Origin of the sequence: Aerococcus urinae, from assembly GCF_001543175.1 — a bacterium.
Classification (GTDB): Bacteria; Bacillota; Bacilli; order Lactobacillales; family Aerococcaceae; genus Aerococcus; species Aerococcus urinae.
This window is the reverse complement of record NZ_CP014161.1, coordinates 1,652,192-1,676,275: the sequence shown is the minus strand read 5'-3', so window position 1 is coordinate 1,676,275 and position 24,084 is coordinate 1,652,192. Positions and strand designations below refer to the sequence as shown.

The 24,084-nt window shown below is 46.6% G+C and carries 21 protein-coding genes; 18 read left to right on the top strand and 3 right to left on the bottom strand.

From position 1 onward, the window contains the following. The first annotated feature begins 3 nt into the window (after positions 1–3). Together AWM73_RS07675 and AWM73_RS07670 are read left to right on the top strand one after the other, a co-directional pair. Positions 4–1,191 carry a class I SAM-dependent rRNA methyltransferase gene (locus AWM73_RS07675; protein ID WP_060778790.1) on the top strand — a complete coding sequence of 396 codons (1,188 nt, stop codon included), beginning with the start codon at positions 4–6 and terminating at the stop codon, positions 1,189–1,191. 608 nt (positions 1,192–1,799) lie between these two features. Further along, positions 1,800–3,518 (top strand): Mbeg1-like protein, encoded by a 1,719-nt coding sequence (locus AWM73_RS07670; protein ID WP_060778789.1) that lies wholly within the window; start codon positions 1,800–1,802, stop codon positions 3,516–3,518. Positions 3,519–3,861: 343 nt separating this feature from the next. Here the strand turns inward: AWM73_RS07670 and AWM73_RS07665 are convergent, their stop codons facing one another. The 3 genes from AWM73_RS07665 to AWM73_RS07655 form a co-directional block, all read right to left on the bottom strand. After that, positions 3,862–4,620 (bottom strand): SDR family NAD(P)-dependent oxidoreductase, encoded by a 759-nt coding sequence (locus AWM73_RS07665; protein ID WP_060778788.1) that lies wholly within the window; start codon positions 4,618–4,620, stop codon positions 3,862–3,864. A 310-nt stretch (positions 4,621–4,930) separates the two neighbouring features. Next, entirely contained in the window at positions 4,931–5,356 is a 426-nt protein-coding gene (locus AWM73_RS07660; RefSeq protein WP_060778787.1) for a lipocalin-like domain-containing protein, read from the bottom strand. A 197-nt stretch (positions 5,357–5,553) separates the two neighbouring features. Then, a complete protein-coding gene (locus tag AWM73_RS07655; RefSeq protein WP_060778786.1) occupies positions 5,554–6,243 on the bottom strand; it encodes a hypothetical protein in 690 nt (229 codons plus the stop codon). A 475-nt stretch (positions 6,244–6,718) separates the two neighbouring features. On the opposite strand from AWM73_RS07655, the gene yaaA reads away from it, so the two are divergent. The 16 genes from yaaA (at position 6,719) to nadE (ending at position 23,855) form a co-directional block, all read left to right on the top strand. Next, complete coding sequence (yaaA, locus tag AWM73_RS07650; protein WP_060778785.1) at positions 6,719–7,441, top strand: peroxide stress protein YaaA; 723 nt, start codon at positions 6,719–6,721, stop codon at positions 7,439–7,441. Positions 7,442–7,758: 317 nt separating this feature from the next. Next, positions 7,759–8,253 (top strand): PTS sugar transporter subunit IIA, encoded by a 495-nt coding sequence (locus tag AWM73_RS07645; protein ID WP_060778784.1) that lies wholly within the window; start codon positions 7,759–7,761, stop codon positions 8,251–8,253. A 161-nt stretch (positions 8,254–8,414) separates the two neighbouring features. After that, on the top strand, positions 8,415–9,896 hold the full coding sequence (gltX, locus tag AWM73_RS07640; RefSeq protein ID WP_060778783.1) for a glutamate--tRNA ligase: 1,482 nt from the start codon (positions 8,415–8,417) through the stop codon (positions 9,894–9,896). Between the two features lie 118 nt (positions 9,897–10,014). Further along, a complete protein-coding gene (locus tag AWM73_RS07635; protein ID WP_060778782.1) occupies positions 10,015–10,380 on the top strand; it encodes a DUF488 domain-containing protein in 366 nt (121 codons plus the stop codon). 15 nt (positions 10,381–10,395) lie between these two features. Further along, positions 10,396–11,229 carry a hypothetical protein gene (locus AWM73_RS07630; RefSeq protein WP_060778781.1) on the top strand — a complete coding sequence of 278 codons (834 nt, stop codon included), beginning with the start codon at positions 10,396–10,398 and terminating at the stop codon, positions 11,227–11,229. A 21-nt stretch (positions 11,230–11,250) separates the two neighbouring features. After that, on the top strand, positions 11,251–12,165 hold the full coding sequence (locus AWM73_RS07625) for an FAD:protein FMN transferase (RefSeq protein WP_060778780.1): 915 nt from the start codon (positions 11,251–11,253) through the stop codon (positions 12,163–12,165). A 103-nt stretch (positions 12,166–12,268) separates the two neighbouring features. After that, on the top strand, positions 12,269–13,612 hold the full coding sequence (locus tag AWM73_RS07620; RefSeq protein ID WP_060778779.1) for an alpha-amylase family glycosyl hydrolase: 1,344 nt from the start codon (positions 12,269–12,271) through the stop codon (positions 13,610–13,612). Between the two features lie 22 nt (positions 13,613–13,634). Next, complete coding sequence (locus tag AWM73_RS07615; protein ID WP_060778778.1) at positions 13,635–14,441, top strand: Cof-type HAD-IIB family hydrolase; 807 nt, start codon at positions 13,635–13,637, stop codon at positions 14,439–14,441. Positions 14,442–14,492: 51 nt separating this feature from the next. Further along, positions 14,493–15,125, top strand: a complete 633-nt coding sequence (locus tag AWM73_RS07610) for an NUDIX hydrolase (RefSeq protein WP_060778777.1) — start codon at positions 14,493–14,495, stop codon at positions 15,123–15,125. After that, positions 15,118–15,699 carry an ECF transporter S component gene (locus tag AWM73_RS07605; RefSeq protein ID WP_060778776.1) on the top strand — a complete coding sequence of 194 codons (582 nt, stop codon included), beginning with the start codon at positions 15,118–15,120 and terminating at the stop codon, positions 15,697–15,699. The genes AWM73_RS07610 and AWM73_RS07605 overlap by 8 nt, the downstream gene beginning before the upstream one ends. Positions 15,700–15,790: 91 nt before the next feature. After that, positions 15,791–16,537, top strand: a complete 747-nt coding sequence (locus AWM73_RS07600) for a pseudouridine synthase (protein ID WP_060778775.1) — start codon at positions 15,791–15,793, stop codon at positions 16,535–16,537. A 51-nt stretch (positions 16,538–16,588) separates the two neighbouring features. Beyond that, positions 16,589–17,911, top strand: a complete 1,323-nt coding sequence (locus tag AWM73_RS07595) for a uracil-xanthine permease family protein (RefSeq protein WP_060778774.1) — start codon at positions 16,589–16,591, stop codon at positions 17,909–17,911. Between the two features lie 209 nt (positions 17,912–18,120). Beyond that, positions 18,121–19,401 (top strand): hypothetical protein, encoded by a 1,281-nt coding sequence (locus tag AWM73_RS07590; RefSeq protein WP_060778773.1) that lies wholly within the window; start codon positions 18,121–18,123, stop codon positions 19,399–19,401. Between the two features lie 132 nt (positions 19,402–19,533). Continuing rightward, positions 19,534–20,931, top strand: coding sequence for a sugar transferase (locus tag AWM73_RS07585; protein WP_060778772.1), 1,398 nt, complete (start codon positions 19,534–19,536; stop codon positions 20,929–20,931). 563 nt (positions 20,932–21,494) lie between these two features. Then, the gene (locus tag AWM73_RS07580) at positions 21,495–22,979 is read left to right on the top strand and encodes a nicotinate phosphoribosyltransferase (RefSeq protein ID WP_060778771.1); all 1,485 of its coding nucleotides are present in this window, start codon (positions 21,495–21,497) and stop codon (positions 22,977–22,979) included. Between the two features lie 45 nt (positions 22,980–23,024). After that, positions 23,025–23,855: an ammonia-dependent NAD(+) synthetase gene (nadE, locus tag AWM73_RS07575; protein ID WP_060778770.1), complete on the top strand. Its 831-nt coding sequence runs from the start codon at positions 23,025–23,027 to the stop codon at positions 23,853–23,855. Positions 23,856–24,084 lie beyond the last annotated feature (229 nt).

The window sequence follows — 24,084 nt, the reverse complement described above, 5'->3', positions numbered from 1 at the left end:
AGTATGCGAACACTCACTCTGAAAAAACGCGCCAGTCAAGCGGCTCGCGCGGGACGCTTATTATTAAAAGAACAGGACTTCGTCAAGCCGCCCCACTTTGAAGAGGGCGACCTGGTCCAAGTCCAAGACCAAGCCGGCGACTTTCTTGCTTTAGCCTACCTGGCCCGGCAAAACAAGGGCATTGGTTGGATCTATAGCTATGACTGTCAGACCCGCTGGGGAGTGGACTTTTTCCAAGAAGTCTTCCAAAGTGCCAAGGACAAACGCCAAGGCCTCTTCCACGATGACTTGACCACGGCCTTTCGGGTCTTTAACGGCGAGGGGGACGGCTTAGGTGGCTTGACGGTGGATTACTACGCTGGCTACCTGCTCCTGCAATGGTATTCTCTGGGCATTTACCAGAACAAGGCAGCCATTATTGAAGCTCTAAAGGCTGTCTACCCTGAAGCCATCGCCATGGAAGGAAAAAACCGCTTCAAAAACCAAGCTGTCCCTCATAAAAATGAACGGCTCTGGGGCCAAGCCACTGACCAGCCGGTCTTAATTAAGGAAAACGGGATCAAATATGTGACCCGTTTGGCCGATGGCTGGATGACCGGGATCTTTTTGGACCAAAGACTGGTCCGCGACTATCTCATGTCGAAACTCGCCTTAGGCAAACGAGTCCTCAACACTTTTTCCTATACCGGCGCCTTTTCCCTGGCAGCAGCCATGGGTGGGGCCTTGTCAACCACTTCAGTAGACCTGGCCAACCGAACCAAGGAACTCACTGCCGAGCAGTTTGCAGCCAATGGGATCGACCTAGGAAATAGTCATAAGGTTTATGTTATGGATACCTTTGACTATTTTGCCTATGCTAAGCGCCACGACCTGACTTATGATGTGATCGTGATGGATCCGCCCAGTTTCGCCCGCAACGGTAAGCAGATCTTCAAGGTGACCGACCAATACCCCCAACTGGTCCACGATGCTCTAGAAATTCTCAGTTCGGGTGGTTATCTGATCTGTTCTACCAATGCGGCTAACTATGCGACCAAAACCTTCCAAAGGGATATTAACCAGGGAGCCAAGGCTGGTGGACATCAGATTAAATTAGTGGAAAGCTTCCACCTGCCTGACGATTTTCCGGTACCGCCGCTAAGTCCTGAGAGCGATTATTTAAAGGTGAGGGTCTACCAAAAGCAGAACTAGGCTGATCGTTTGAGGAAATTTATAAATAAGTAAATAGTTATGGGAAAAAATTCAAAAAAGTATGTGTAAGCCCTTACATATGTTAGAAGATCGTGTTACAATAGATGCGAAGCAATCGAGAGATTGCATCATCCTTTCATTTTTGTTTTTTTCCTTTACAACCCACTTAGACAGTGGGTTGTTTTTTTATCTTTACTAAGTAATCTTAATGAGCATTCGTTCTGCTTTTGAATTTAGTCGTTGAAAAGCCATGGCACCGGCTCGAGCGCAAGGTCTCTCGCCTAGCGAGCTTCAAACGGTTCGTACGGCTTATGCCTACGATCCGATATTTCACATCGCTTGCTTGTTCATGGCTAACGACTAATTTCAAAGCGACACTACTGCTCATACCGATAAATAATATTTTTGATAAATACTTGCTCATATAAAAAAGAATACTTTATTATTATGCGCATTATCTAATTAAAATTTGCTCTAAGCGCAGAGCAAACGTCCATTTCAAAAAATGGTCCTGCCCTCTGATGCTCTTGTCGCACTCTTTTTATTTTTGGCTTCCTGAGCGGGTTTATTTATAATAGGGTTAAGTATAAATTGTGAGGAGGGTAGCGATGCGGATTGTTGATTATCTCAAGGCTAATAAGGATCGGTCCTTTTCTGATTTAGGACTTAATGAAGTGGATATTGCGGCTTTGACCGAGTTGAGTAACTTGCCCATCGCTGGGCTTTTGACCAGTGATTTAAGTGGGGAAGACTACTGGGATTTAGAGAGCCTCTACCAGGCTTTAAAGGACCAGGACTATTCATTTCAAGGCTTGTGGCAGTGGATTATGGATGGTCGCTATGCGCTTTTGGAAGCCATGGTGGATAGCCAACGTTTTCAACACATCCGTCTCTATGGCTTTGATTCCCAGTTGAACCGGGGGGCGGTGCTTCAGTTTGCGGCCTTGGTGGTAGAAGTGCCTCATTACTTTAAAATTATCGCCTTTCGGGGGACCGATGACCACTTAGTTGGTTGGCGGGAAAACTTCAAACTGGCCTACCAAAAGGCCATGCCCTCACAAAAGTCAGCCACTGACTACCTGCGCCAAGTTCTGGATAATTCGATAAATACTGAGGAAAGCATTATCGTCTCCGGCCACTCCAAAGGGGGTAACCTAGCTATTGTTGCTTCGATCCAACAAGATAAGGCCTACCAAGACCGATTGAGCGCGGTCTATGCCTTTGACTCGCCCGGTATTCACCGTGAGACCTTGACCCAGGAAAACTTTCACCGAATTCAAGGGCGGATCCATGAATATGTGCCCGAGGATTCCTTGATTGGGATCATTCTCTATGCGGCGGTTAAGCCCGTGGTGGTGAGAAGTTCGGGGATTTCCCTCATGCAACATCTGATGGAGATGTGGGAGGTGGAAGAGACCCACTTTAAGCAGGTTAAAAGCACGACCCCTACCAGTCAGCTGGCCCAAGCCACCATGAATGTCTGGATGCAGTGGCAGGGACAAGAAAATATTGAGCGTTTCTTCGTCTTGGTTTTTGAACTCTTGAACCAGACGGGGATCGATAGTTTTAAGGATATTGACCAGGATTTCTCTGGCTTTATCGCTAACTTGTACCGAGAAGGTAAGTCTTTAGACCGGTCGACCCAGCGTTTTCTGATGTCGACCTTGAATGACTTGGTCTTGATTGGACGGGCCTTGAAGCGTAGGCGCCGGAATAGTGCGGACTCTTACTATCCTCAGTCGATCAGAAATGAAGTCGCCCAAAAAGTTGGCCATTGGCACCAGGACCAACCCTGGGTCAGTGTCTTGGTTGGGGGCGCCTTAATCTTTTCGGGAATCGTTCTCTTAATCAAGCCTAGCTATGACCTCACTTTCCTTGCTGGCTTTTTCCTCTTAGTTATCTTTATCTCGGGGCTTTGGGACTTGCGCTACTTTTGGACCCAGCCCCAGTCACGCCTGCGAGGAACTTACTTATTGGCGGCCATTTTGGCTTTTATGCTCTCGGTGGCGGGGATCTATTTTGGCGGCCGATTTCTTCCTGTTCAGGTGGGGGTGTGGATGATTGGCTTGTCTCTAATCCGCGCTTGGCAATTTTACCGGATCCATCGCGATCACTGGGATATTCCGCTGAGTGGGATCCTGCTGTCCTTAGTGACTTTTGCCATGGGAATTGTACTTATCCGCCAGCCCCATCTGTCCGCCTACCTGCCTATTCTTTTGTCCCTGGCTTTTATTCTCCTGGGCTTAGTCATGGTGGTGTCTCTAATCATCTACCAACGGGAAAGTGAGCTCTATGACTTTATCAACCACTGGGAAGAAGAGAAATAGAGACCTTTACTTTTGAAAAGCGGTGAATTTATGGCATCATAAAATAGCGGAAGGGTACAGATATCCGCCATGACAATCAAAATAGCCAAGATAGTTCAAGATCCTGGTCATTCTTAGCTATGCGGTTTAGCTGGGGAACTAGAATTTCTCAATTTCATTCTCACTAAAAGTGGGGCAACGATGAAGGTGAAGATTTCTTTAATTATAATCAACATCCCCATTCTAGGGCAGTTATCATATTATAGGTTGTCATGAATTTATGTAGCTAGCCCATTGGAAAATAGAAAAGCCGACGCTTCTAATGAACGTCGGCTTTTTTTGCTGGTTTATCAGCAGTTTTATTCTATTCCCCACCGGTGATTCCGATGGCTTCGCCGGTAATCTTAGCGGCACCGTCAGAAGCTAGGAAGACAGCTAAGGCACCAATTTCTTCAGGTTCGATGAGTTCTTTCATCCATTGAGCGCCTAAGATATGGGTTTCCAGCGCTTCTTGTTTGGAAGTGCCATCTTTTTCAGCCAGGTCACCTAATTGATTTTGGATTAAATCGGTATTGGTAGCGCCTGGTAGGATAGAGTTAGCGGTCACGCCAGCTTGGGCATATTCCATAGCTACGGTATTGGTAAAGCCGATTTGACCATGTTTAGCCGCTACATAAGCTGACTTGTATTTATCCGGACGGCGACCATGACCGGAAGAAATGGTAATGACCCGACCCCATTCATTTTTCGTCATGTAGGGGAGGGAGTACTTGGTCATGAGGAAGGTCCCGGTTAAAATTGTGCCGATCACTTGGTCCCAGTCAGAGAGAGGAAAGTCCTCCACGGAATGAATTCTTTGTAAGCCGGCATTGTTGACTAAGACATCAATGTCACCGAGTTCTTTTGCGATGGCTTCGGTGGTTTCCTTCACTTCGTCTTCAACTTGGATGTCACAAGGGAAGCCGTAGAGGTTTTCGTGTCCTTCAGCCGCTTTGTCTAATTTTTCCTTGGTCCGACCGAGGATAGCCACCTTGTCACCGTTCTCTGCAAAGCTCTTAGCGATAGCTAGGCCGATTCCTGACCCGCCACCAGTGACAACAACAACGCGATTGGTATTTGCCATAAATGAGTCCTCCTTATGAATGTTTGTTAAAAATTATTTCTACGATAAAAACAGATGTGATTGTCGCAGTCTTTAGTTGAGTTCGGACGCCAGCCTTGAAGTTGCTTCAGAAAATTCCAACGCACAGTTTCCTGTGCTTATGGCCTTTTCCTCCAGCAATTCAAGTCTCTGACGGCGTCCTCACATCCTTCTCAAACCTGCTCGCTGACAAAAGTGAACTCCGCTTCAGAAATATTTGGCAATCCTTTTCAAGGATTACCTCGTATTTCTTCCAGTGTTTCACTTTTTTTGTCGTCAGCTCGCATCAACTTTATTGATGTGGTTCTACGCGTTCCCATTTGAGTTGGTCTTCAGGGTGGAGGCCGTTATAGATGGATAGGATCTTGCCGTCGATTTGGCCGACACGAGGTTGGGCTTGACCTTCCCAGCTAGGGTTCATGGAGACGTCCATGTGGTGGGTGACTTCCCCTTTTTCTTCGTCGACTTCGAAACGACCGGAATAAGCCATATAACCGTGAGCGGCTTCAGCCATTTCTTCGGTAGTCCCTGTGTGGATGTCTCCCGATTCGTAAGGGGTCCGGCCGACTTTGGATAATTGAGCAGACATGTAGCCGTCAGGGTTGTACATAATAAAGCCCTTAGCGTCTTTACCAAAAGGATAAACCTTTTCGCCGTCTTTTTCGGTTTCGTATGAAAGTAAACGCCAGGTACCAATTAATTGATCACGCATTGACATAGTTCTTCCTCCTCATGTTTTATTCTTGGTGGCCAGATTCTGACCACCTGATATTTTTATTATAAGGGTAATAGTCAGAAAAAGCTGGAAATTCAACTTGTGGACTTATCGACGTAAAAAAGAACAGAGAATAAAAAAGCCCTGAGCGCTATTCTAACTAGGAGAGTAGCGCCCAAGGTTAACTTTTTTAGATCGGTTTAGTCTTTATCAAGCAGTTGGTTGAGTTGGTCTTGGAGTTCATGAGCAACCCGGTCACGTTCTTGGCGGAAGTTTTCTTTTGGACCTTGGAAGGTGACTGCCTGTCCGCAATAGATTTTATGGGTCTTTCGATTAGCGTAGAGGGGGACAAATTGGATATGACGGTGGTATTTGCGGTAGTAGAGTTTCTCCAAGTGAAGAAAGCCTTCATAGATTTTTCCCACGGGTTGGTCCTTACTTTGATAGTCCACATCAGGGAAGATAGTGATGGGGACACGCTCTTCTAGGGCTTGGAGACTAGTAGTGAAGGTCTTCTTGAGCTGGCGACTTCCCCGATAAACAGGAATGACCCGAGCTTGCTTGAGGAAGAATGCCACGATCCAGGCCGCTGGAAAAGCCAAGAGCTTGGCGATGGCTTTAGGAAGATGGAAACGCTGGGTAAAGGTATAGCCCACAAAATGTTGGTAGCAGGCCTTAGGGTCGGTTAACTTAGCTAGGACCCAGATCCGCATAAAAATGGAGGTCCAGACGATAATCTTAAGCGGGCCTCTGAGGTTTTCGTGGTGGGAGACAAAGACAGTCGGTTGTCTCAAGTCGGGTATCGTATCTTGGTCGAGATGGTATGTGGGTATAAATAGACGCACAATTCCTCTCAAAAAGCGCAAAACTGGGCCAAACTCTTTTTCCATTTTCCTCTACTCCCCTAAAAACTGATAAAAAAACCATAATATAATTCGACTTTTTTGTCCAATAAAAGTTATTTTATAAAGTTCAGAGTGCGACAGTCACAAAAAAAGGACGAAAGCGCTGGAGAAAACTGGGATAAGGTCAGCGTAGCTGAGCGTTACCAGTTTTTGAAGCGGACGTTCGTCCTGTGACTGGAGCAGGTTTGGATAGAGTGCGACAAGCGCGTCAAAGAGCAAGACCGCTGGAAGAAAAAGGCGTCAAAATTCTTAAAGAGAATTTAGCGCCTTTTTATGAAGCGGACGCTTGCTCTGCGCTTGGAGCAGGTTTGGTAAGGATGTGAGGGCGACTTCAAGGCTGGCATCCGAGCTCAACTAATAGAGTGCGACAGTCACACAAAAGGACGAAAGCGCATCACATTCTCTTATCCACTCCTATGGTAAAATAAAGCTAACTGACCTAGTATAAAGGAGATTATTTATGAAGATTATTTTTTCCCCGGCCAAGGAAATGTCCCAAGGCCAGCCTCTTAAGGAAGACTGGCAACTTAGTCCACAAAGTCAAGTGCTGGTCCAGGCTTTGAAGTCTTTGAGCCCAGAAGAAGTGGCGAAAACCTTAAAGGTGAAGAATAGGTTGTTAGAGACTAACTTAGCTTATATAGAAGATTTTGATCAAGCGAAGACTTATCCGGCCATTAGCCTCTACCATGGTTTGGCCTACCGGCAGCTGGACTTGGATTTACAAGATCCATCGATCCAGAACTATCTTGACGAGCAGGTGCGGATTTTGTCTGCCCTTTATGGACCTATTCCTGCCACTAAAGCCATTAAGCCTTATCGTTTGGATTTGTCCATGCCTCTAAAAGTTGAGGGGCAGTCCCTCAGAAAATTCTGGCAGGGGACTTTTGACCAGGCCTTTGAGCCGGGTGAAACAATTCTTAACCTAGCCAGCCAGGAATTTGCTAGCTTGTTGGATTCGGACCGTTATGACTGGATCGATGTGGATTTTTACCAAATCAAAGATGGCAAATTCAAACAGCATTCCACGATTGCCAAGAAGGGGAGAGGTGCTCTCTTGAATTACCTGGTTAACCAGCAAGTTACTGATTTAAGTCAGGTCCAAGCCTTTTCTGAGGCGGGCTACCGCTACTTGGCTGAGGAGTCGGATGCCCATCACTTGACCTTTGTCCAAGAGCTTGATTAATAGCTTGGGCAAGGCACTGTTTCTTTTCAGAAAACAAATTTTCTAATCAAAACGTGTTCCAAAGTCAGCCCTGACGTCCACTTCACAAACTATGTGCGATAGGCTTTTGCCTATCTTCCATAGTTTGTTCCAGTTGCTATAGCTGTTCGAAGTGCAAGCGAGTTACAGATATAGTATGCGAAGCGGTTCGGGGCTCTTTTGACTTTGTCACACTCTCTTGGAAATTCCTACGAAAAGACCTGTTATTCCCACATGTTCATGGTAAACTATCCCTAAAATGAAATGCTGGTTGACTAGCCGTAAAAAGGAGTAGAAAAATGTTTGGATTCTTAAAGAAAAAAGCAAAAAACACCTCAGTAGAACTTGAAGCGATCGCTAATGGCCAATTAGTGGCCTTAGAATCAGTCTCTGACCCCGTATTTAGCCAAAAGATGATGGGCGACGGTTTTGCCATTGAACCAGAAGATGGAGCGATATATGCCCCAGTCAATGGGACGGTCACGACCGTTTTCCCTACCCAACATGCCATTGGCATTGAAAGTGATGAAGGGCTGGAGATCCTCCTCCATTTAGGTTTTAATACGGTTGATTTGGATGGCAAACCCTTTACGTCCCAAGTAGCTGCGGGTGACCAAATCCAAGCTGGCCAGGTCTTGACCCAAATGGACTTAGATGCTGTTCGCCAAGCCGGCGCCGATACCACCTGTGTAGTGGTCCTCACCCAAGCAGACCAAGTTGAATCTCTGGAAGTGGCTGACCCTAAAGCCGTCAAAGCAGGGGATAAGGTCGCCCAAGTGACCTTAAAGGGCTAAAGTGAAGCTTTAATGGCTTGATGAATCACTTTAGGCAGCTTGATCTAGCCATAAAGACAATTTTTACCTGCATTTTGGCCCATTCATTTTAATGCGGGGTCAACTTATGGTAGAATAGAAACGATTGAAATCTTTACAGACAAGAGGAGATGGCTAAATTTATGTCCGATAAGATCAGAGTGCGCTATGCGCCAAGTCCAACGGGTTACTTACACATTGGGAATGCGCGTACCGCTTTGTTTAACTACTTATTCGCCCGTCACGAAGGTGGCGACTTCATTATCCGTATTGAAGACACCGATAAAAAACGGAATGTGGCTGATGGTGAGAAGAGCCAAATTGACAACTTGAAATGGTTAGGTTTAGATTGGGACGAAAGCCCAGAAAACCCCGGTCAATACGGTCCTTACCGCCAATCAGAACGTTACGATATCTACCAAAAATATATTGACCAATTGATCGAACAAGGGGACGCTTACTATGCCTTTGATACCGAAGAAGAATTAGAAGCTGCCCGTGAAGCCCAAAAAGCAGCGGGGATCATGCCTCACTATGAAGGCACCTGGCGTGACCGTTCGGATGAAGACATCCAAGCTGCCCGAGACGAAGGGCGTCCTGAAACCGTCCGTTTCCGGATTCCAGAAGGGGAAACCTATACCTTTGACGACATGGTAAAGGGAGAGGTCAGCATCCACTCTGAAGATATTGGTGGCGACTTTATTATCTGGAAGAAAGATAAGTCCCCAACGTATAACTTCGCTGTGGTGGTTGATGACCACTCGATGGAAATTACCCATGTCTTACGTGGGGATGACCACTTGTCCAATACCCCTAAACAAATCATGATTTACCAAGCTTTAGGCTGGGAACCACCAGTATTCGGCCACATGTCCTTGATTACCAGTGCTGAAACTGGGAAGAAATTGTCCAAGCGTGATGGATCCATTATTCAATTTATTGAACAATACCGTGATCTCGGTTACCTTCCTGAAGCGATCTTTAACTTTATCGCTTTACTGGGTTGGTCACCAAAAGGGGAAGAAGAAATCTTCTCTAAGGAAGAATTTATCGAAATCTTTGACCCTAATCGCTTAAGCAAGTCACCGGCTGCTTTTGATAATAAGAAATTGGAATGGATCAATAACCGCTACATGAAGGCCGCTGACGAAGAAACCGTTGCCCGCCTTGCTATTCCTCACCTGCAAGCCGCTGGCCGGGTATCAGACGATCCAAATGAGGAAGAATTAGCTTGGACCAAGAAATTAGTGTCCTTATATAAGGATGAAATGTCCTACGCCAAACAAATTGTCGACTTGTCCGACATGTTCTTCCACGATTCCTTAGAAGTGGACGAACGTGGTAAGGAAATCCTGTCAGCAGACACCGCCTATGAAGTGGTTAATGACTTTAACAATAAGTTGGACGCTATCGAACCCTTCGATGAAGAACACATCATGGCGGCCATTAAACAAGTTCAAAAAGACACCGGCATCAAGGGTAAAAACCTCTACATGCCACTCCGTGTCGCGACTTCAGGCAAGGAACACGGTCCTTCCATTGGTCTAACCATTGAAGTCATGGGTAAAGAAAAGACTAAACACCACTTAGAAGAAGCCCTCGCTAAGATGGGAAAAGCTGAATAAGAAAATGTGGTAAAGAAACTTAGCTGCCTGATTGGGTAGCTAAGTTTTTATTTTGTTTAGCGGCTTTTGTTATACTATATTTATAATATCGATAAGTTTAGAAATGAGTGTATATGTGATGGAGATTGCGATTAAGCGGGCTTATGACGATTATGACCCTAGTGATGGGGAGCGGATTTTAGTGGACCGTTTGTGGCCGCGTGGGGTCAAGAAGGAAGAGGCCCATGTGGACGAATGGGAGAAGGATGTGGCGCCAAGTGACGACTTGCGCAAGACTTTCCACCAAAACCCTGACCACTTCGACCACTTTAAGTCAGCCTATAAGCAAGAACTCAACCAAGACCAAGCCGCCCATGAGGCTTGTCAGCGGCTCTGTCAAAAGGCATCTGACCATAAGATTACCTTAATCTATAGTTCCAAAAATGAAAGCGAAAATAATGCTGTTGTCTTACGTGAGCACCTGCTAGCCATGCGGGTCTATTAGAAGGAAGTGAAGCCTATGAAGCGATGGCTTAGAATAGCCTTAATTGGTATAGTGATGTCTGCTTTACAGCTGGTCTTTGACCTGTTTTTACCCAATCCCTCCTTTCAAGGAATTCTCCCGCCTTCGCCCTTGCTGGAAGCTGGGAACTATCCTTATTTAGCTTTTCTAGTGGGTTGGCTGGTCTTTAGCTTGATGACGGCGGGGTATGAACTGATCGACCTCCGTCTACCAGGGACTAAACGATATAAAACCTGGGTTTACCTGGCTTGTGAACTGGTGGTCTTCATCCTTTACCTGTGTGAACCCTTGCCCCACCGTTTGCCGGTTGATTATTTCTTAAATTCGCTCAAGGCAGTCCTGATCTTCATGGTTCAAGGCGCCCTCATTGAGAAATTATTGGCCACCAAACGCCAACATTACCAACGCAAACCCTTTATCTATAACCGGGCCTTAGTGGTCTATACCTTGTCCATGGTGATTTTTCGTTTCTTTGCCTACCGGGGCTTAGATATTTATAGCTTGGGAAATGATAATTTAACCATTTCCTTGCTTTGGGCAGCCATGCTGGGGCTTACTATGGGGGGTGTCTTTTGCGTCTTGCAACGTTATCTCAGGCGCCAAGATAAGAAAGGCAAAAATTACCAATTTACCTGGGGCTTTTTTGCCCCGGCCGTCTTGGCCTATCACGCCTTCTTTGCCTTACGGTATGAGATTGCCCTGGTTGATGTGGTGAGCCGGGCGGGAGTGGACATTATGGCGGTCTTCTTAGCCACCTGGATTGTCCTCCACTGGCAAATCGATGAGCTGGCCGGAATCAAGCAAAAGCCGACCGTGTCAGGTGAAATTTAATGAATCAGAAAGGGGAAGTCCATGGAAGCCGTAAAATTAGTTGAATTAATGGGAACTGTGATTGAAATGAAAGTCGGCCACCCGGAGGCCGAGGCCCTCTTGGAAAAGAGCGAGGCCAAATTGCGCGATTATGAATATCGCTTTTCCGCCAACCGCGATGATTCCATGTTGATGCGGGTCAATCAGGCGGCAGGAAAGGAGGCCGTTGAGGTGGATGAGGATCTCTTTGACCTGATCCAATTGGCCAAGAAAGTCTCGGTCTCAACGGAAGGGCGCTTTAACTTAGCCATTGGCCCCTTGGTCAAGCTCTGGCATATCGGTTTTTCCGATGCCCGGGTACCTAGCCAAGCGGAGATTGATGAGCGTCTGGACCTGATCGACCCCCATAAGGTCCAGCTCGATCCTACAACCCACAAAGTCTATTTAGAACAGGCCGGCATGGAGATTGACCTCGGTGCCATTGCCAAGGGTTATTTTGCCGACCAGATTGTAGCAGACTGGCGCCGGGCTGGGGCTGACTATGGCTTGATCAATCTGGGCGGCAATGTCTTGGTCATGGGCGATGCTCCCAACCGCCAGGACGGCTTTTGGCGGATCGGTATCCAACGTCCAGACGCCATTCGGGGTGAAGTTATGGCCACTGTCCCGGTAAAAAACCAGTCGGTGGTCACTTCAGGAATCTATGAACGCTCGTTCAAGCAAGAAGGCCATTCCTACCACCATATCCTGGATTCCAAGACGGGTTACCCCATTGAAACCGACCTAGCTTCTTTAACCATTATCGCGCCCCAATCGGTTTTCTGTGAGATTTGGACCACGGCACTTTTTGCTTTAAGTTCAGAAGAAGCAGTGGCTGCCATTGATGACTTAAAAGGGATTGAGGGCTTAGTCGTGACCCAGGCTGGTAAAATCTTGGTCAGCCAGGCCCTAGCCTAGTAGCAGAGAGAAATTAAGCGCTTTTTTAGGCCCTGATATGATATGATAAAAGCGACTGAAGAAAGGTGTAGGCACTTTCAAAAAAGGAGCGTGACATGGACCAATGGCTAAGGTAACCAATTTGACCTTAAGGCATAAGTTAGCTTATAAAATTTTTATCCGAAATTATACTGAAGCGGGGACTTTTCAAGCAGTCATCCCTGACTTAGCCCGTCTAAAGGCCTTGGGCGTGGATATTTTAATTTTGGCGTCGATTTTTCCCGTGACCGACCAGCATCCGGAAGGGGAGGTTGGTAACCCGAATTTTGTCAAGAATTTTAAGGATGTGGACCCTAGCTATGGGACCATGGAGGACTTTAAGGACTTGGTTCATGCAGTCCATCAAGCGGGCATCCAGCTGGTGATTGAATTTCCCATGACCCAATTGGCCAAGGATTCAGAGGTTATTCAAGACCGACCAACTTACTTCTTGCGCAATAAGGAAGGCCAGGTCTATACCCGTTTTCCGGGTTATGAGAAGGGGGTAGACCTCGACTTTTCTAACCCTAAACTTTGGGATGAATTGATTGCCACCTTGAAGGAGTGGGCCCTCTATGTGGATGGTTTTTCCATTCGCGATGCCCAATTGATCCGCACCGAGTTTTGGAATAGTGCCCGGGCTGAAGTGGAGGACGTCCATCCTTATTTCTACTGGATGGGTAACCTCCTCACTGATACGACCATGTTTCGTTTGCGGATGAATAATGTTCACTATTCGACCGAAGGAGAGCTCTATAGTAACTTTGATGTCCTGGACGAGGGCAATTTAGCGGAATTTTACTTGCGTTTTTACCACGGAATTTTGGACTTGGATAATCTAATCTATGTCCTGAATTTAAGCGAGATCCAGCTGCCCTTCACCGCCGTGAAAAACCGGGCTTTGGAATTTGCTAACCACCCCCGGGTTGCTTCCCATGTTAAGACCAAGGCGGATTTGCGGAATTGGACCGCCTTTTCCCTCTTTAAGAAGGGGATGGCCCACTTGATCATGGGGCAAGAATACGGCCTAACTGATTCTATTCCCTGGGACAAGGCGGAAAGCATGGACTGGACTCCCAATGAAGACATGACTGAGATGATCCAACGCCTCTCTTTGATTAAGAAGCGCGAAGCCTGCAAGAGCGGCTATTTCTTCTACCGGGGCGTCAAGCCCAATATCATTATTTGTGGCTACCATTATTACAAGCAACACTTGTTTGGCATTTTTAAATTGAAGACTGATGACCAAACGCCTTGTGAAGTGGAGCTCTCCCTGCCTTCAGGCGACTATACCAACTTGTTGAACGATGACACCTATACGGTGACTGATGGCCGCTTGTGCTTGGGCCAAGACCCTGTCATTATTTCCTACGAAGGTGATATGGAGGTTCAGGTCAATAGCCAAGCCAATGACTTCTTAATCCATTAGAAAATGAAAGGAATTTAAAGAAATGTATCGATTAGCTGCTTTTGACGTTGATGGCACCCTGTTAAAGAGTGACTCCAGCTTGAGTGAGGCCACCCACCAGGCCCTAAAGACCATGAAGGAGTCGGGGATTGAAATCGTGATTTCTTCCGGCCGGCCCTTGCCTGGGGTGGAGCTGATCCAAGACCTGGTCGGTAAGGATTTGGTCCGCTATTTATCCAGCTTCAATGGGGGCCGGATTGTGGATACTTGGTCAGACAACCAGGTGATTTTTGAAGCTATTCTTCCCCCTGCTGAAGTTGGGGAAATTTGTGACTTTCTAGCCGACTATGATGTGGATATTAATACCTATGATGACCACAATGTCCTCGGCCTCAAGGAACCCAACCATCAATATATGGCTCATGAAGCCCAGTTAACCGGGATGCCCATTAAGATTGAGAACTTTGTTGAGACGGAAGCCAAGGTTAATAAACTGATGGTGACTGGCGACCCGGCCTACTTAGAAACGGTCCGCCAAGACCTGCCAGAAGACTGGTTTAACCGTTGGAATATTGTGAAGTCTGCACCTTATTTCTTAGAATTTAATCCGGTTGATGCCAATAAGGGGGCCGGGCTAGCTCATTTGAGCCAAGAAATTGGGGTGGATCAAGCGCAAACCATGGCCTTTGGGGACCAGGAAAATGACTTGACCATGATTGAATGGGCGGGCTTAGGTGTTGCCATGGGCAATGCGGTGGCCAGTGTCAAGGCTGTGGCTGACTTTGTGACCCACACCAACGATGAAGAGGGGATCAGCCACGTGGTCGACCAGTTTATTAATAAAAACTAGCTAGCGAATGGATTCAGTGAGCGGTAAAATAGGCGCTGAGGAGGAAGAGCCATGTTAAAAGACTACCAAGCCTTTTTCAGGGACTATGAGGGTCAGCCTCTGGGGGTGGAACGCTTTTATGCGGTCTTAATCCCAATCGTTTCTCTTAAAGGTCAAGATCCGGCCTTGCTCTATGAACACCGGGCTCCGGGGATTTCTCAAGCTGGTGATGCTGCTTTTCCGGGTGGTCGGGTAGAAGCAGGGGAAAGCTTTGCCCAGGCGGCGGTCCGGGAAACCCAGGAGGAATTGGGAATCGATCGTGATAAAATTCAAGTTCTCGGCGAAATGGACTATATCGTTCAAACCAAGCGGGTCATCGCGGCTTATGTGGCTTATTTAACCATCGATCACTTGGACGACTTAGCCATTAACCAGGACGAGGTCAAGCACGTCTTTACCGTGCCTTTAGCCGATTTGGACCAAGACCAGCCTGAAATTTACCGGATGGAATCGAGACTTGACCGTGGCCATCACTTCCCTTATGATCGTATTCCAGGAGGGAAAAACTACCGCTTCAAGAACTATGTGGAGGAAATCCCTTTTTATAATATCGATCAAGAAAATCTTTGGGGGTTAACGGCCCAACTGACCCAGCGCTTCGTTCAGTTGACCGCTCACTTACGGAAAGGAGCTAGCGATGGCTAGAAGAAAAAATACCGCCCTACAAAATAAAACCATCAGTAGTTTATTTATTGCGATTTTAATTATGCAGACCTTTGTCCCCTGGATCGGCTACATTCCCTTGGGGCCAGCCAATGTGACCATCATCCATATCACTGTTATTGCCGGGGGCATGGTCTTGGGACCGGCTTCAGGCGCCATGTTGGGTTTGGTCTGGGGCGTTTTGTCCCTCTTCCATAACATGATCCAACCCACCATCCTGTCACCGATCTTTTTAAATCCCTTGGTATCGGTGCTGCCCCGGGTCTGTGTCGGTTTTTTGTCGGGCTGGGCAGCTCGCTTCTTAGCTAAGTGGCTGCGTCCGGAAGTCAGCCGGATTATTATTGGGGCTCTAGGGACCATTACCAATACCTCCCTAGTCATTATCATGACCGCTCTCTTTTCTTCCGAATCCTATGCCAAAGCCTTGAACATTCCCGAAACCGCTGTTTTAGGAACCTTTGTGGGGGCTTTAGGGATCAACTTTATTTTTGAAATTATTGCGGCAGCTGTTTTGGTGCCTATCATCGGCAGTGTCTTTGATCGAGTGAAAAAATAGGTCTTTTTTATTTTAAATCACATTCAGCCAACGTCTTGCTTCTTACTATTTGCTTTTAGTAGGGAGGGACGTTTTTTTAAAGGAGTTTTTTATGCGCTTACTGGATCTCATTCAAGCAGAATGTCACTTATCAGCCACCAAGGCCAAACGTCTTATCCATGCCGGGGAGGTCTTCTATAAGGGCCGAGCCCTAGTCGATATTAACCAGGCCCTAGATCCCGACTTGATGGCCATTTATTATCGGGGCAGGCGGATTGGCCAAGGCTTAGGCCACCACTACCTGGTCTATAACAAGGCAGCAGGACAAGTCTCCGCCAAAAAAGATTCCCATTGGCCCACGCCATATGACCACTTACCTGAGCGCTACCAAGGGACTTCCATTGTGGGCCGCTTGGACCGGGACGTGGAAGGTTTACTCTTGTTAACCGATAATGGTCAGCTCCATTACTTCCTCGAACATGCGCGTTTTCATATGCCTAAGACCTATCAGGTGACCGTCAATGGCGACTTGGCAGCTGACCTGGTGGAAAAATTCCAGGCCGGGGTGACCTTTACTGATGGGACGACTTGCCGGCCTGCCCAACTCGAAATTATCGGTCCTCGCCAGGCTTACTTAACTATTGATCAGGGCATGCGTCACCAGGTCAAGAAGATGTTCCTCGCCAATGGACTCAAGGTCACCCACTTAAAACGTCTGTCTTTAGGCCCGCTCCGGCTGGACCCTGACCTGAAAACTGGCCACTTCCGCCCCTTAACTGGAGGAGAAAGCGAACAAATTGTTAAAATCATGGAAAATAATTCGCGAAATCACTTGATAACTGACAATAATTCCGTATAATAGGAATGTATGATTTAATAATGTTCGTATTTAAGAAAGGAAACTCTACCTATGTCAAGCACGCCTCGTAACTCGCACTTAGAAGCCGGTATTGATGACAAGATTCCTGGCTCTGAAGCGCTAACCCTGGGTTTACAGCATGGCCTGTCCATGAATGTTTATATTGGCCCCATGATTATCGCTGGGATTGTCGGACTCAGCACCGGTCAAATGTCAGCTGTGATTCAATCGACCTTTATCGCCTGTGGCCTGGCTATGATTATCCAAACCAAGCTCATGCACCTGCCGGTAGCGCAAGGGGCTTCCTTTATTCCCATTGCGGCCATTAGTGGGATTGCCTTAGCCAATGGCGGCGGTATTGCTGGTTGGGGCGTTGCCATGTCGGCAGCCTTAGTAGGGGCCTTGGGATTACTCTTACTGGGTTTTTCCGGTTTGATGGATAAATTTGTTAATTACTTTATCCCGCAAATTGTAGGGGCCGTCCTCTTACTCTGTATCGGGCTGTCTTTGATGCCAGCAGCGGTGAATAACATCTACACTGCGCCCCAAGCCAGTGTCGGTCAAAATTTAATCCTGGGTTTGGTAGCCATCATTAGCATGGTAACGGCCACGCTCTTAGGCAACCGCCTGACCGGTTTTGCCGGTAAGATCTGCCGGATCGGCTCGATTTTGATTACCTTTTTGATTGGCTGTGTCCTGGCCCAGTTTATGGGAGTTTTAGACTTGAGTCCGGTGGCGGCTGCCCCTTGGTTTAGTTTACCCATGGTTATGTTTAAAGATTTTTCCTTCCAATTTGACCTTCCATCGGTTCTGACCATGCTGGTGATCTATTTACTGCTCTTGTCCGAATCAACTGGAGCCTGGATTGCCCTAGCTAATGCTTCAGAAAGCCCATTAAGCAAGGAACGGATTAATAAAGGGGTGGTGGGGGAAGCCTTGGGTTGTCTCCTGACCAGTTTCTTGGGGACCAGCCCGGTAACAGGATTTTCATCCAATGCAGGGATTATTTCCCTCACCCGGGTCGCCAGTCTCCCTGTTTTCTATTACGCTGGTGGACTCTTTATTCTCTTTGGCCTGTCCGGAAAATTATCCGCCTTGATTTCAGTCATTCCTGGTGCCGTTATTGGTGGGGTCTTCCTGGTCATCTGTGGAACGATTTTCCTAGCCGGTTTGCAAAGTTTGCAAAACGTGGAGATCAAGGAAAAGGAAACCTTCCTGATTGCCTTATCGGTAGGGACGGTGGTCTTGATCCAATACATGCCTAACGATTTCCTCTTGAGCCTACCACCCGTTCTCCAATATTTCTTCGGTTCACCAATTTCAGTGGCCTCCATTGTAGCCATGGCCCTAAATAAGGTCTTACCGGAAGGCTAATAACTATTCAAGCTGTTAAAGCATTCTCCTTAGAGGGTGCTTTTTTATTTTTCTTATGGTCATTTTTATAAAAATTTCTTAAAATGGCTGTATTTGCGGTAAATAAATAGTAGAATGAAGACTAAGTGTCTAATGAATGATAAAATTTAGTAAGTCAAGTTGAGACTTTGATCTCAATCAATGAATAAGTAATGAGGAGCGGAGAAAATATGAAGAAACGGCTGAATTGGAAAGCAGTCATTGTTGCCTTACTTTCCGTGGTGGTCGTCTTGGGCGGCGGTGTTTACGCGGTCATGCAGAACCAAGACATCAAGCAGGAAAAAAGTGATGGGAGCGTGGAGGCCGCTGAAAAGGCAGTTTCCGCCCTGTACTATGATGACCATAAAACTTTCCTAAAAGAAAATATCGCTAAAACTGAAATTGAAGCAGTGAGAGGCCAAGTGGAAGGGCTAAACCGTTATTCCGGTGCGCGCAAGGACCTGAATAAGCAGTTGGACCAAGTGGAAGCGCGCTTTAAGGCTCAAGAAGGGGTCAACCATCTCTTTGAAAAGATTAAGGATAAACCGGCCTTGAATGGGGCGACGGTGCAGAAATATGTCTTGCTCAATAAAGACCTTAAAGAGGATGACCTCAATCAATTTAAGGAAGACCAAGTCAAAAACTGGCCCAGCCAGGCTGATGAATTCTACCAGACCCTCAATGGTTTAGTCGACCAAGCGGATAAACAAGGCCAACGCTTTAAGGCCTTTGATGAAGCGATTCAAAAGCTCAAAGACAATCCCGGTTTGACCTATGACCAATTAGACCAAGCCATGGAGGACATGGAGAAAAAGATTGAAAAAGAAGACAATCCTTATTTGAAGGCGGAATTATTAGATCGCTTAGGCAAGGCTCATCAAGAAGTGATCGATGTTATCCGCAATCGCAAGCTACAAGCGGCTAATGATGCCAAGGCAAGCTCAGAAGAAAAAGAAAAAATTGAGGCGGAAGCTAAGCGTGAAGAAAGTCGGGTAGAAGAGGAAAATAAAAACCTACAAGCAGAAAGCCAACGCTTGCGCCAAGCAGCTGACCAAGCCAATGCTCAGTATGAACAACAAAGCCGGCAAAACCGTCCGGCTAGACAGCAACAAGCAAGAGAAGAGCAACCTGCAAATAATCAATCACAATCTCAATCTCAGACCCAAGCTTCTACTTCTCAAGGCCAATCCCCTAGTCAACCAGCTTCCAGTAGTCATACCAGCCAATCCTCTCCGGCTGAAAAACCTCAAGAAGCTAGTCAAAATAGTCAAACCGGTTCAGAAAATAGTCAAACAAACACGCCATCAACCAGCCAACCCGCCCCACAACCAGAAGGGCAACCCAACCAACCGAGTGTGGACCCAAGCCCGCAACCCTCTGGGGGCGAGCAAGGATCTCATCTAGGCGAAAGTGGCGTGGTTGAAAGCACAGCACCAACAACTACGGAGAGTGGAGCGGCGAATGGCCAGTAAGATTTAAATGAATCTTAACAGGGCAGCTATTCTCATTGCCTGCTTTTGTGCTAAAATAGGCCTAATGAACTAGGAAAGAGCGGTTCAGCCGCTCTTTTTTGATGGAAGAATCTACAGAGGAGGCTTTAAGCCATGCAAAAAAATGGAGAATGGACCAATTGGTACCGCATTGTCATTTGGGCAACTGAGGCGCTGATTTTATTCCTTTCCTATCTGATTTCCTTTTTAATCCGCTATCAAAGTCGCTATATTCCCTTAGAAAATGGGGAGGCCTTCCAGAGTGTCTTTCCTTGGATCATGCTGATTTTCTTAGTGATCAACCTCTTGTCCGGGGTCTATGTCCTCTACAACAAGACTCGGGGAGACCTATTTTTTATTACCTTGATTGACCAGGGTTTGATTGCAGCCATGACCATGATCTTGAGCTTTATCGGGCGTTGGTTTGCCTTTCCTCGCTTAGTGATCTTGATTGATTTCTTTGTCAGTGTGACCCTCCTGTATTTCTTTAGGAGTCTGGTCTTTAGTATCTACCGTCGCTATGCTTCGACCAAGCGGGTCATGATTATTGGTTACGAAGATGAGGTTTTTTCGGCCATTTATAACTTTAAGAATAGTAAGAGCTCTCGTCACCTGGTAACCCATGTGGTTTTATCGGATTTCTATAATAATATTTGTAAACGTCTGGACGATATCGATATTGTTTATATGGCTTCGTCCATTCCTGAAAAAGAGAAATTAAAAATATATGGGCTCCTCATGCAGAAAGAGAAGAAACTCTTCCTCAATTCCAAGTTTGAGAACCTGGTTATGGTTAACCCCAATATCATGAGCTTTGAAGATGAGTCGATTATTGAGACATCTGACTTTCGGATTCCTGCCGACCAGGCCTTGATCAAGCGCGGCTTAGATATTATTTGTTCCTTGATCCTGTTAATCATCGCTTCACCAATTATGCTCTTAACCGCCATTGCCATTAAGCTAACTTCCAGGGGCCCGGTGTTCTACAAGCAAGTCCGGATTACTGAGAATAGCAAGGAATTTGAAATTCTCAAGTTCCGCTCTATGGTAGTCGACTCTGAGGTCAAATCCGGGCCGGTCATCGCTCGTAAGAATGACTCGCGGGTTACCCCAGTAGGTAAGTTTATCCGGGCCGTTCGGATTGACGAATTACCCCAACTAATCAATATTTTGAAGGGGGACATGTCCCTAGTTGGCCCCCGTCCAGAACGGCCCTTCTTTGTGGACCAGTTCCAAAAACAAAACCCCCATTACTACTTGCGCCATAATGTCAAAGCCGGCCTAACTGGTTACGCCCAAGTCTATGGGAAATATGCTTCTGACTTTAATAGTAAGTTGAACTTTGACCTTATTTACATCAAGACCTATTCCTTGATTTTGGATATGAAGATCCTCTTACAAACCATTAAAGTCCTCTTCGAAAAAGTTTCCTCCAGTGGGGTTGATGAAGATAACCTGCCCAAAGAAGACCGCGAAGACATCGAAAAAATGGGGATTGAACTAGTGGAATAAGAGTGCGACAAAAGTCGTAAAGAGCCCTGAACCACTGGAGCAAACTATGGGAGATAGGCGAATGCCTATCGTACATAGTTTGTGAAGTGGACGTCAGGGCTGACTTTTGGAGCAGGTTTGGTAAGGACGTGAGGGTGACTTCAAGACTGGTGTTCGAACTCAGCTTGCTGATCGTTCAACTTTTCTGAAAGGACATCCCCTCACCCTTCCGAACTCAACTTCAAAGTGCGGCTAAAACACATGTCTAGAAAAACAATTACTTTTTAACAGGCTGGGAGCAAATTCCAGCCTTTTTTGCACCCGTCGCACTCTATCCAAACCTGCTCCGGGTGCAGATCGATCTCCACTTCACTAAAGTGCAAGAAATTCTTTTCAAGAATTTTTGCTCTTTAGCTCCAGTGTTATCGATCTTTGTTGCACCCGTCGCACTCTAGGGCTTACTGATCGTTAATTTATGTTACAATTGGGGTTAAATCTATGGCTTTAGCTGGTAAAATGGTATAATAGAAACACTCAAATAACGCTAAGTTGAAGCAAAATTAAGAGAATGTGGAGTGAAAAAAATGACAATCTATCCAGATGATAGTCTGGCCTTACACACTGACCTTTATGAAATTAATATGATGAAGACCTACTGGGAGGCGGGAAACGCTGACCAACGTTGCGTCTTTGAAATGTATTTCCGTAATAACCCCTTTGAAAATGGTTATGCCATCTTTGCTGGTTTAGAGCACTTGACCCAATACCTAGATAATTTGAAATTCAACGAAACGGATATTGCTTATCTGCGTGAAACCCAAAATTATCCCGAGGAATTCTTGGACTACTTAGCCAACTTCCAATTTAACGGAACCATCCGTTCCATGGTTGAAGGGGAAGTCTGCTTTGCCAATGAACCTCTCCTCCAAGTGGAAGGCAGTTTGGCTGACTGCCAATTGATTGAAACCGCCCTCTTGAATATTATTAACTTCCAAACCCTGATTGCTACCAAGGCTTCACGGATTCGGACGGTGTGTGGCAATGATTCCTTAGCTGAATTTGGCGCACGCCGGGCCCACGAACTCGATGCCTCCATTTGGGGAGCGCGGGCGGCTTACATCGGTGGCTTTGACTCTACGTCCAATGTCCGGGCTGGAAAGATTCTTGGCGTTCCTGTTTCAGGGACCCATGCCCATGCCATGGTCCAAGCCTACCGGTCTGACTATGAAGCCTTTAAGCACTATGCCGAGTCCCACAAGAATTGCGTCTTCTTAGTGGATACCTATGACGTCTTGAATTCTGGCGTTCCTAATGCTATTCGGGTGGCCCGAGAAATGGGCGACAAGATCAACTTTGTCGGTGTCCGTATCGATAGTGGGGACATTACTTACCTTTCTAAACGCGTCCGTAAGATGCTGGATGAAGCTGGCTATCCTGATGCCATTATCGTCGCTTCCAATGACTTGGATGAAAAAACCATCCTTAACCTAAAAATGCAAGGAGCTAAGGTCGATTCTTGGGGTGTCGGGACTAAGTTAATTACGGCCTATGACCAAGCCTCCCTGGGTGGGGTTTATAAGTTATGTGCCATTGAAGACGAAAAGGGTGATTTGGTGCCAACCATGAAACTTTCCTCTTCCCCAGAAAAAGTGACCACCCCAGGTAAGAAACAAATTTGGCGGATCACCAATAACCTGGATGGTAAGTCTGAGGGTGACTATGTGACGGTTGAAGATGAAGAGCTTGATACCAGTCAACCCCTCTACATGTTCCATCCTACCTATACCTACATTAACAAGACGGTTGAAGACTTTTCTGCCCGTCCGCTCCTACAAACCATCTACCAAGATGGCAAACGGGTCTATGACCTACCAGCTCTAGAAGAAGTCAAGGCCTATGCGGAAGAAAGCTTAGCGGCACTGTGGGACGAATACAAACGCATCCTCAACCCAGAAGCTTACCCAGTGGACTTGTCACAAGAACTCTATGACTTGAAGATGGATAGTATCCATGCCATCCATGAACGGGTCAAAGCTGGGGCCAAGAAGAACCCAGTCAATGCGGATTAGTTAGACCAGCGTCGATTGAAGCAGGAAGATGAGGAGAATAAGACCATGCGACAACAACAAGCAGAGATTATCCAAGCCTTAAAAGTGACGCCTAGCATCGACAGTGATGATGAAATTGAGCGCAGCCTGACCTTTATTACTGACTATCTCAAACGCTATCCTTTCCTGAAAACCTTGGTCTTGGGGATCAGTGGGGGGCAGGACTCCACTTTGGCGGGGAAGTTGTGCCAAATGGCCATTGAACAAATCCGCCAAACGACCCAAGATGAGACCTATCAATTCATTGCGGTGACCCTGCCTTACGGCCAACAGTACGATGCCCAAGATGTTAAGGATGCCCTGGCTTTTATCCAACCTGACCAGGTCTTGGAGGTCAATATTAAAGGGGCGGTTGACCAACAAGTGACCGCCTTAAAGGCAGCGGGGCTGGAGCTTTCCGACTTCAACAAGGGCAATATCAAGGCCCGGCAACGGATGGTGGTCCAATATGCCATCGCCGGCCAATCTAGTGGGGTGGTGGTAGGTACTGACCATGCTGCTGAAGCCGTGACCGGTTTTTATACCAAGTTTGGTGACGGAGCCTCTGATATTGTTCCTCTCTGGCGCTTAAACAAGCGTCAAGGCAAGCAGTTACTCAAGGCCTTGGGTTGCCCGGCCCACCTCTATGACAAGGTGCCCACCGCTGACTTAGAGGATGACCGGCCCCAATTGCCGGATGAAGAGGCCTTGGGAGTGTCCTACCAGGCTATTGATGATTACCTGGAAGGGCGGGAAGTGAGTGACCAAGACGCCCAAACTATCGAAAACTGGTACCAAAAATCCCAACATAAACGCCACCTGCCGATTAATTTGTATGACACCTGGTGGCGGGAATAATTGGATAAAGAATGCAAGAGGCTGCTGACTATGATCAGGGCCTTTTTTCTTGGCCTCGGCTGACTTGTCTTTAGCTTTATTTTTATTTATCGCTCATTTTTCTTTAAAAGGAACATTTCACTGGATAAGTTTGTTTATTAATTGCCCAGCCGAGAGGAACTTTAATTTCCTCTTAGTCCATTCTCATGAGACCGCTTTCATTTCTTGGATAAGATATCCCTTTTTAATC